The organism is Actinomycetota bacterium (assembly GCA_018334075.1).
Classification (GTDB): domain Bacteria; phylum Actinomycetota; class Coriobacteriia; order Anaerosomatales; family UBA912; genus JAGXSC01.
Genome location: JAGXSC010000057.1, coordinates 1 through 7,672, shown reverse-complemented (window position 1 = coordinate 7,672; position 7,672 = coordinate 1). Strand labels below are relative to the sequence as shown.

The window sequence follows — 7,672 nt, the reverse complement described above, 5'->3', positions numbered from 1 at the left end:
AGTGTACACTCTTGATTGTTTGAGTCTTTTGCATAAGCTTTTCCACGAGAGTTCTCAATAATGATATCTCGTGATGTTGTAGGTGCATAGTTATCTTTAATTTCATCAATAGCCCACGAAGGGATGTTGTAGATATTGACCTCAACGTAGTCCTCTCCACCTTCAAGACACTCTTCGTCAATCTCGATGGCTAAAACCTTCGAGTCAAACATTTCATCGTAAACGAATTTTGGTTTCCATCGGTCTACCCCGTTCAATACCTCAATTTCTGCACCTTCACGAAGTAAAACAAGAAAGCCAAGCTTCATACCTTCACCAAACTTGCCAATTGTAGTTGGATCCTCTTTTTTAGAGGATTTTCCCATTAAAAGTGCATTAACAGGGATCTTACCACCATGAGAAGTGATATGCAAACTGTCGTGTTTAAAGTTAACATCAAACTTACCTGTGTCGATAGCATTTTGCAGTAGTTCACGAGCACCTTGCCACCAGGACCAGTGTGAGACATAATCTTCTGTCAGACTTAATTTAACTAATTTCATATGTTTCCTTATCATTATCCTAACATTGGGAGAAATAACCTGTTGTTACTCAAAATTAACTCTTTTTGAATAAGTCCATAGATAACAAAAGCATGACCACACTTCTTATCTTCTGCATGGATTACATCGAAGTAAGTCATTCCTAGTTCTTGGTAGTGGTACCCATCAAAATCAAGTAATGCGATCTTATCACCACTGGCTACACGTGTCCATAAATCTTTAAATGTTTCTGTCTTGACGACTGCACGTGCATACATAGGGAAGTAGAGATTCCTGCGTGCTGAGATGTAGTCTAACTTCTTGCCATCCCAAATACTATACAAAGGTTTTCTACCTTTGCCCATAGGATATCTTTCCGCTCTCCAGTTAGCCCAACCTGTTCTAGCCCATTTATAATACTCTTCAGTAGGGTTTCCATTTTCATCTATGTGTTCTTCATACACCTTGCTAAACTGCCAGGCATTTTCCATATTCTTTGCTACAATACCATTGTACATAGGTATGTCACGCAAATAGAACGGGCTAAGTTGTTGCCCGTATCCCTCTTTGTCACGGCTTGTAGTGTTGACCACCTCAAACCCTTCTGGCACTTTGTCCCGCATACCGACTACAATAAGATTATCATATCTCATAAGTCACCACCATAAACACTGATAATATTTACCAAATAAAACTAAACCTTCCTCAACCTTAGTTCTATATAAAGCTTCGTCAACCTTATAACGAGAGTACTCGTTCTCATTTGTTACTTTTATGTTGACTGAAACATTTCCATCTTCCCTTTCTTGGGTCAGATGATTAAATTCAAATGCATAATCTTTTAAATTAGGCTCATTCTTAGTATCAAAAGCATAGATCATTTTATCTATAATTTCTAACCAAAGTTTTGAACCTTCTTCTAACTGTTCATCTGTGAAGTTACCTTTGTGGTCTGGATATAGATCTGCTAAAACAAGACTTGGCACACCTACCCAATCCTTACGAGATGGATCTGTAATAACCTCTTTAAATTTGATTAAAGCAGAGAGTAATATAGGATTAAGGGTAGAATCAAGACTCCATGTATCTTTAACACCAAATTGAATACCTTTTCTGTTCATGTACATTATTCTTTCTCCTTTTGCTTTTCTTCTTTTTGTTTCTGCATTCTTTCACGTAAAATTTTAGCTTGTTCTTCTGTTAAAAGACCATAACTCATAAATTACCTCACATGACTAAGTATAGAATAAAGACTATAGCGACACAGGTCCAGATAGTCTTACCAGAAACTTTAGATCGCTTAGTTTCATAACTAAGACCAGTTCCATGTGCACCGATTGTATTCTTTACCCCGTCTTTATTGATATTTGAAGTAAACCATCCTGCCCTAACACTGGTTGAATTAATGCCTTTCTTCCCAAGATTGATGTAAACACCGGGTAGTATTTTAATACGTTGTCTGAATCTGAATCCCATAATTTTCCTTAAGATTTATTCCACTTTTTGAGTAATTTAGATGCAAGTTGATAAGTACCATTTGCATAACCATTAAATTATTTAAAATCGTCCTGACCAGAATTATAATCTTTCAAAGCACGATGAAGCCAAGACACCCAAGCAGCACGTCTCTCAAATGAACCAAAATCAAAGTCTTCTCTTCGTAACCAACATTGAAATTCTTCACTCTCTTTCTCAATGAAATTTTCTTTTTTAGCCTTCTCATTAGCAGAAATTTCATCATAAAAAGATTCTTTCACTTTACCTGTTTTATCATTGAATACTTCATAGACAAAATGTGGATCTTTATATGCTGGATGAGATACTTCTTTTTTCTTCACTGTGTACATTTTAATTCCTCTGTTTCCTGTTATTTCTTCCTCTTAAAGATAACGTCTGTTGCCCAGATAATCAACAGAAAGATAAATACACTTACTATGATATTAACTGTCTCCCAGTCCATACGTCACCTCCAGGATCTGTTGAGATTAAATTATACTCAATACCTTCTATGATTGCTACATCTTTTTCATAGATAACCAACCATTTATCATCGACACAAGACGGTTTACAGATCGGTGTGTAACCTAGTAATGCTGTCATAGTATCTACTGCAAGTCTTCTGGTATTGAACTCTTTTACAACTGTATCTTTCTCAGATTTAATAGTACATGTTAACATAAAACCTCCTAAAGTGTTATACTACTATTTTACCGTAGTATTGACCTTAAGAGGTTAAGAATCATCCCTATTGTGAATTATCTGTTAATTTTTCAGCATCCTCTGCTTCAACTCTGGTATACTCACCATCCATAATGATGGAGGTCTCTTTTTCGTAAGAGACTAACCATTTGTCTTGCATCTTATTAACTTGAAATTTATCTTCTAGCAACGCAGACATTGTTGAAACTGCTTTACTTCTTGTATTGAAGACTTTTCCTACAACTTCTCTCTGATTAATTATTTCCATTAGATTTCACTCTATATTTAATCGCTTACACATGCGTTGAACTTGAATAGGTGAATACTCACCACCATTACGTGCTTTGATCCCTTTCTTGTTAAAGTTATCTGCAATCTGTGCATAGGTTAAACCAATTGAGCGCATGGTGTCAAGCTTTTCTTTGTACTGCTCTGCAAAATTTGTGGCAGATTTGGCAAGACGTTGACCAAATACTTTACTACTTTTGTTTCTGTGTACCGCAGCACCAATAAGAACACCTTTTGCCTTAGCAACACTCAGGGCTGCTTTGGTTCGAGATGAGATAGCTCGTGCCTCTTCCTCCGCCATTACAGACATGATCTGAATAACCATGTTAGTAGCACTCGGCATTGTAGCAATTCGCACATTGATTCGGTTTAACAGGTGACTGACAGACTCAACCTGACGACCAAGACGGTCAACTTTAGAAACTAGGAGAGTTGATCCAGTTTCCTCACAGAGTTTAACTGCCTTTACTAACTCTTTACGCTCAGTCCAAATAGATTTACCAGAATATGTCTCTGAAAACTCTGCAATTACCTCTGCCTCTGGGATCTGTTTAAGGAAACACTGAATGTCGTGGTCCTGTGAACCAAAACCATACTGATTACCTTCAACCTTTTCTTTAGAAAGACGTTTGTAAACTACAAATTTCTCTGACATTTTAAAACTCCGATTTGTCCTGTTCTTGCTATGTAGTTTGGCCTAGTCTCATACTTTTGTCAAGTCTAAAAATGAAAAAAGCACCCGAAGGTGCTTGTATAAAATTTTAGGTTGTCGTTGGTGTATCAGATTCCAGTGTGGTTTCTACTACAGTCAACGTGTTAGGATCAATCGTTGTGCCGAAAGCCCTTTGAAGAAGAACTGCTGCAACTTGTTTAGCTTGGTCTTCTGTTGCTGCATAGACACCTACACCACGTCTGGTATTTGAACCAGAATCAATATAACAAACTTCAAAATACATGATATTTTCCTTTTTAGTGATCACTATAGTATTTTAACATATTTCACACAAAATAGAAAGTATCTTCTAGTCCTAATCTATTCTTTCTGTCCCAGATGTAGTAGCAGTATTCTGTCATATCATTTCTACTACCCTTAAATTTTGGTCTTTTTGTTAAAGTAATTAGTGCATCTGGCTTATTAGCATTCCAGAATTCTTTACGTTTCTTAGAACCAAGGAAATTAGCCCTTTGAAGGTAGATTATCACATCTGCTTCAGTAAAGCTCTTTTCAAGAAAAGGTACAGATAAACTGAATGGCGGATTTGTTATAATGCAATCAACGTGTTCAAATTTTGTGGTTAAATAGTCTACACCTTCGCTTAACTCTGCCCATTGTGATCCTTCTGGCATATACTTATAAAAAGATTTAGCTTCACCACGACAAGGTTCAAGATAAGTCCAATCCCGTCTCATAGGGATTACTTCAAAAAGATCTAGGACAGTATATTCTGGAGTTGGATAATATTCGTTACTAGGTTTATCATAATTATTTGCCAATATCGCCTCCATAGATCTTTTTAAACTCTGTTAAAATCTCTTCTTTACTTCTGTCCCTAATATTGATACATGGAATATGAAGACTCTTTGCAAGATTCCAGGCAGTGGCTGTGCCACCTTTTACACGTTCAACACCATACTGATCAAAATTAAAATCGGCACAAGCGATAAGGATTTCAGATGGAGTATTTAAGTCTAAACCTAAAACCTGGTGAATATTCCTCTGATGAAGTTTAAGGGCACCTTGAGACAGTCTGTCAAAAGCTGGATGGATCTTTTTGACATATTCTAAGGTTTCTTCTGGCATAGGTAAAACAATCTCATCACCAATTAAAACACTTCCACCTTTAAAGTTCTTCCAAGGAATATAAATTTCAGGTTTTAAGTATGTACCTTCTCTGAATCCAAGTTCCCCTGCTGTATCAGCGCCATTTGCTTTACCAGAACGAATGATATACCCATGTTGAGCAAAATATTTAGCAATTCCAAATAAAGTTAAATATTCTTTCTCTGAAATATTCCTACTCCCCACTAAAGTAAAATATTTATTAGACATTATTTTTATTTACCGTGTTGATTGCTGCTGCATATGAGTCTTCTACAACACCTAATGTGCCAAGAGTGAAAACTTCTGAGGGGTATCCTTTGAAAGTAGCTTGTTTCCTCTTCCACACATCTTTACTAACTCCATCAATAGTGATTTTAGTAGGAACTTTATCATCCTGCTCTTTTTTAAGCTCTAAGCTAAAAATTTCCCTAACTAAATCTTTATCATCAGTTTCTAATTCCAAGATTTCAGAAATCTCACCAACCAATTTAGTAACTTTTACTTTGTATCTCATTCTTCATCTTCTCCTGTAATATAATGATTAATGTTATCGCCATCTAACCATGTGAAACATAATTTACCATTAAAAACTGAGCCTGTATCTGTATAAATTCTGTTTTCAATATGCAATGGTTTTTCTACATAGGAGTGTCCATGGAAAACATAATCAATACCCAAGACAGGTTTAACTTTACCAGAGCCTTTTGGATTTTCTTTATGATAAAAGAAAGCTTCTAAGGTATTACGATCCCACATTAAAGATTCTCTACCTTTATCTGTTTTCAGCATTGATAAAACTTGATCCCAAGTAGTATCAAGATATTCAAACCCTACAGATTCATATTTACAAGGAATTCCGCCATGAATAAATCCTAGTTTCTTACCTCTGTGATGAACTTCAAGTACAATAGGTTTCTGATTAAGCCATTTACACAAGACTTCCATACCAGACTCACCCACTTCATCTAAGACGCTGTGACCACCATTCTGATACCAACAATGATACCAGTTTCTGTCTGATAAAGCATCCATCATCATCTTTTCATGGTTTCCTAAAACCATATATCGATTTTCTTTCTGAGTGAACTCTACAAACATCTTTAGATTTTCTTTCCCACGATCACCTAAATCACCAAGGGATATAACAACATCAGAATCTTTGATGCCAAGTCTTTTACAGCCCTCCTTATAGAGGGCATACATACCATGAACATCAGAGATTATATAAAGATCCTTCTCGTCAGGAATTATCAGTTTCTGATAGAACGGTTGGTAATTTTGAATCATCTGAATATTTCTCCTGAATCTCAACAAGTTTACTGTGAAGTTTAATTTTAAGATCTGACTTAAGTGATTTTTCTTTTGCAATAACACCAAATGCTTGCAGGTTGTTTAAGATATCTTTCTTGCTTAAGATTTCTAAGCATCGTTTCGCATCACCTTGAATTTTTATATTCAAGCACTCACCTTTCAAAGTTTCTCCATCACTAGAGAATACTTGAAGAAAACCATCTTTAAAAAGTGCTAATGTAGCTGTCTCAGCAATAATCTGATCATCGTCTCCATCACTGAGGATTTCAGATTTAATATCTTCATTAACAGGTTCATCACCAAAGATGTATTTAACCAACTCTTCTTTAGTCATCTCTTCAGCTTTTTCTTTTGTTAATTCTTCTGGTTCTTCATCTAAGTGTTCAATGAAAAGCTCTCCTCCAGTAAAAACATCACGTTTAATCGCTACTTTAACTGCATCTTCAGCAGATGCTCCAGCATCCATAGCGGATAAAGCAAAATCTGCACCGGAACCAATAGCATAATACTCAGCCCCCACAATTTCATAGCAACGCTTCCCACCTTCATACATGAAGATAACTCCATCAGTAAAGACAACGATACCAGTGAAATCTTCATCGTCAATATTTTCTGGAATGAAAACTTGAACATGTGGTGATTCACCCTGGACAACTTGTGCATCACTCCACTCTTCAAACCACTTAAAGAATTGGAGTACACTGGAGAGTCTACCTGCACCACCAACTAAACAACCATTAATCTTTCTTACTTTCTTTAGATTTGTTTGATCAATACGATCACCCCAACTAACTTGACCGTCTGAAACCATCACCCCATTACGTGTTGCAATTGTAGTCATTGTACTCTCCTCTTTATGGGAGTCCTTTCCCTTGTTAATTTATTCCTCTTCAATATAACTTAAGAGTTCCCACATACCTTTTTTATACTTCAAGAGATACTCTAAAGCACGTACTGTATCTTTGTCTGCCACGATGTTGCCTGTAACAAGATTAGACTTATTTAAATCACCTAAATCTCTAACTAAAGATGCTTTTTTAAATGCTACATCAGAAAGAACAAGTAACCTGACATCATCAATCTCTATAAGCAAGCTTTCATCTTCTTTATAAGCTAAATCAAGGATAGCTTCAGACAAATTCTGGTGTTGATTGTCTTTTAAGTAGTATTGTGAAACAATATCCTTACCGAATACAAATTTATGCAGTAAATCCTCTGTTCTCAAGAAAATTTCACGCATAATTATGTTGTCTCTAATATAAGCATATTCATTAGGTTTTACTAGACCAAATCTATAAGCCTCGTCAATTTTCTCCTTATCTATAGTTGCATATGTTGCCATCTATACCTCATGCATAAAGTTCTGTGATGAGCTTAGAGAGTTCACTACGTTGGTTTTCATCAGTTGTTAATTTAACATAGTGGATAAGCTCTTGAGTACTTTCTACAAAACCATCTTCGGCTTGCTCTGTTACTTTAGAAATCAAATCTGAGAAACCATCATCACGTTTCTTGACAGAGTACCGTTGAC

At 35.9% G+C, this 7,672-nt stretch carries 16 protein-coding genes; all 16 read right to left on the bottom strand.

The window, feature by feature from the left end; translation table 11 throughout:
• The coding region (locus KGZ89_07785) for a hypothetical protein (protein ID MBS3974748.1) at nt 1-542 on the bottom strand (542 nt) is incomplete at its 3' end.
• Between the two features lie 14 nt (nt 543-556).
• Nucleotides 557-1,174 (bottom strand): hypothetical protein, encoded by a 618-nt coding sequence (locus KGZ89_07780; GenBank protein ID MBS3974747.1) that lies wholly within the window; start codon nt 1,172-1,174, stop codon nt 557-559.
• 3 nt (nt 1,175-1,177) lie between these two features.
• A complete protein-coding gene (locus KGZ89_07775) occupies nt 1,178-1,648 on the bottom strand; it encodes a hypothetical protein (GenBank protein ID MBS3974746.1) in 471 nt (156 codons plus the stop codon).
• 100 nt (nt 1,649-1,748) lie between these two features.
• Complete coding sequence (locus KGZ89_07770) at nt 1,749-1,997, bottom strand: DUF4236 domain-containing protein (protein MBS3974745.1); 249 nt, start codon at nt 1,995-1,997, stop codon at nt 1,749-1,751.
• A 77-nt stretch (nt 1,998-2,074) separates the two neighbouring features.
• The gene (locus KGZ89_07765) at nt 2,075-2,368 is read right to left on the bottom strand and encodes a hypothetical protein (protein MBS3974744.1); all 294 of its coding nucleotides are present in this window, start codon (nt 2,366-2,368) and stop codon (nt 2,075-2,077) included.
• A gap of 85 nt (nt 2,369-2,453) precedes the next feature.
• Complete coding sequence (locus KGZ89_07760; GenBank protein MBS3974743.1) at nt 2,454-2,699, bottom strand: hypothetical protein; 246 nt, start codon at nt 2,697-2,699, stop codon at nt 2,454-2,456.
• A 67-nt stretch (nt 2,700-2,766) separates the two neighbouring features.
• Nucleotides 2,767-2,988, bottom strand: a complete 222-nt coding sequence (locus KGZ89_07755) for a hypothetical protein (protein MBS3974742.1) — start codon at nt 2,986-2,988, stop codon at nt 2,767-2,769.
• A gap of 6 nt (nt 2,989-2,994) precedes the next feature.
• Nucleotides 2,995-3,663: a recombinase family protein gene (locus KGZ89_07750; protein ID MBS3974741.1), complete on the bottom strand. Its 669-nt coding sequence runs from the start codon at nt 3,661-3,663 to the stop codon at nt 2,995-2,997.
• A 106-nt stretch (nt 3,664-3,769) separates the two neighbouring features.
• Nucleotides 3,770-3,964 carry a hypothetical protein gene (locus tag KGZ89_07745; GenBank protein MBS3974740.1) on the bottom strand — a complete coding sequence of 65 codons (195 nt, stop codon included), beginning with the start codon at nt 3,962-3,964 and terminating at the stop codon, nt 3,770-3,772.
• 43 nt (nt 3,965-4,007) lie between these two features.
• Nucleotides 4,008-4,514: a hypothetical protein gene (locus tag KGZ89_07740; protein ID MBS3974739.1), complete on the bottom strand. Its 507-nt coding sequence runs from the start codon at nt 4,512-4,514 to the stop codon at nt 4,008-4,010.
• The gene (locus KGZ89_07735; protein MBS3974738.1) at nt 4,492-5,058 is read right to left on the bottom strand and encodes a hypothetical protein; all 567 of its coding nucleotides are present in this window, start codon (nt 5,056-5,058) and stop codon (nt 4,492-4,494) included. Before KGZ89_07735 ends, KGZ89_07740 begins: the two co-directional genes overlap by 23 nt.
• Entirely contained in the window at nt 5,051-5,344 is a 294-nt protein-coding gene (locus KGZ89_07730; protein MBS3974737.1) for a hypothetical protein, read from the bottom strand. The genes KGZ89_07735 and KGZ89_07730 overlap by 8 nt, the downstream gene beginning before the upstream one ends.
• Entirely contained in the window at nt 5,341-6,117 is a 777-nt protein-coding gene (locus KGZ89_07725; GenBank protein MBS3974736.1) for a metallophosphoesterase, read from the bottom strand. The genes KGZ89_07730 and KGZ89_07725 overlap by 4 nt, the downstream gene beginning before the upstream one ends.
• Nucleotides 6,071-6,982, bottom strand: a complete 912-nt coding sequence (locus tag KGZ89_07720; GenBank protein MBS3974735.1) for a hypothetical protein — start codon at nt 6,980-6,982, stop codon at nt 6,071-6,073. The genes KGZ89_07725 and KGZ89_07720 overlap by 47 nt, the downstream gene beginning before the upstream one ends.
• 39 nt (nt 6,983-7,021) lie before the next feature.
• Nucleotides 7,022-7,483 (bottom strand): hypothetical protein, encoded by a 462-nt coding sequence (locus KGZ89_07715; protein ID MBS3974734.1) that lies wholly within the window; start codon nt 7,481-7,483, stop codon nt 7,022-7,024.
• A 7-nt stretch (nt 7,484-7,490) separates the two neighbouring features.
• A partial coding sequence (locus tag KGZ89_07710) for a hypothetical protein (GenBank protein MBS3974733.1) occupies nt 7,491-7,672 on the bottom strand: 182 nt, incomplete at its 5' end.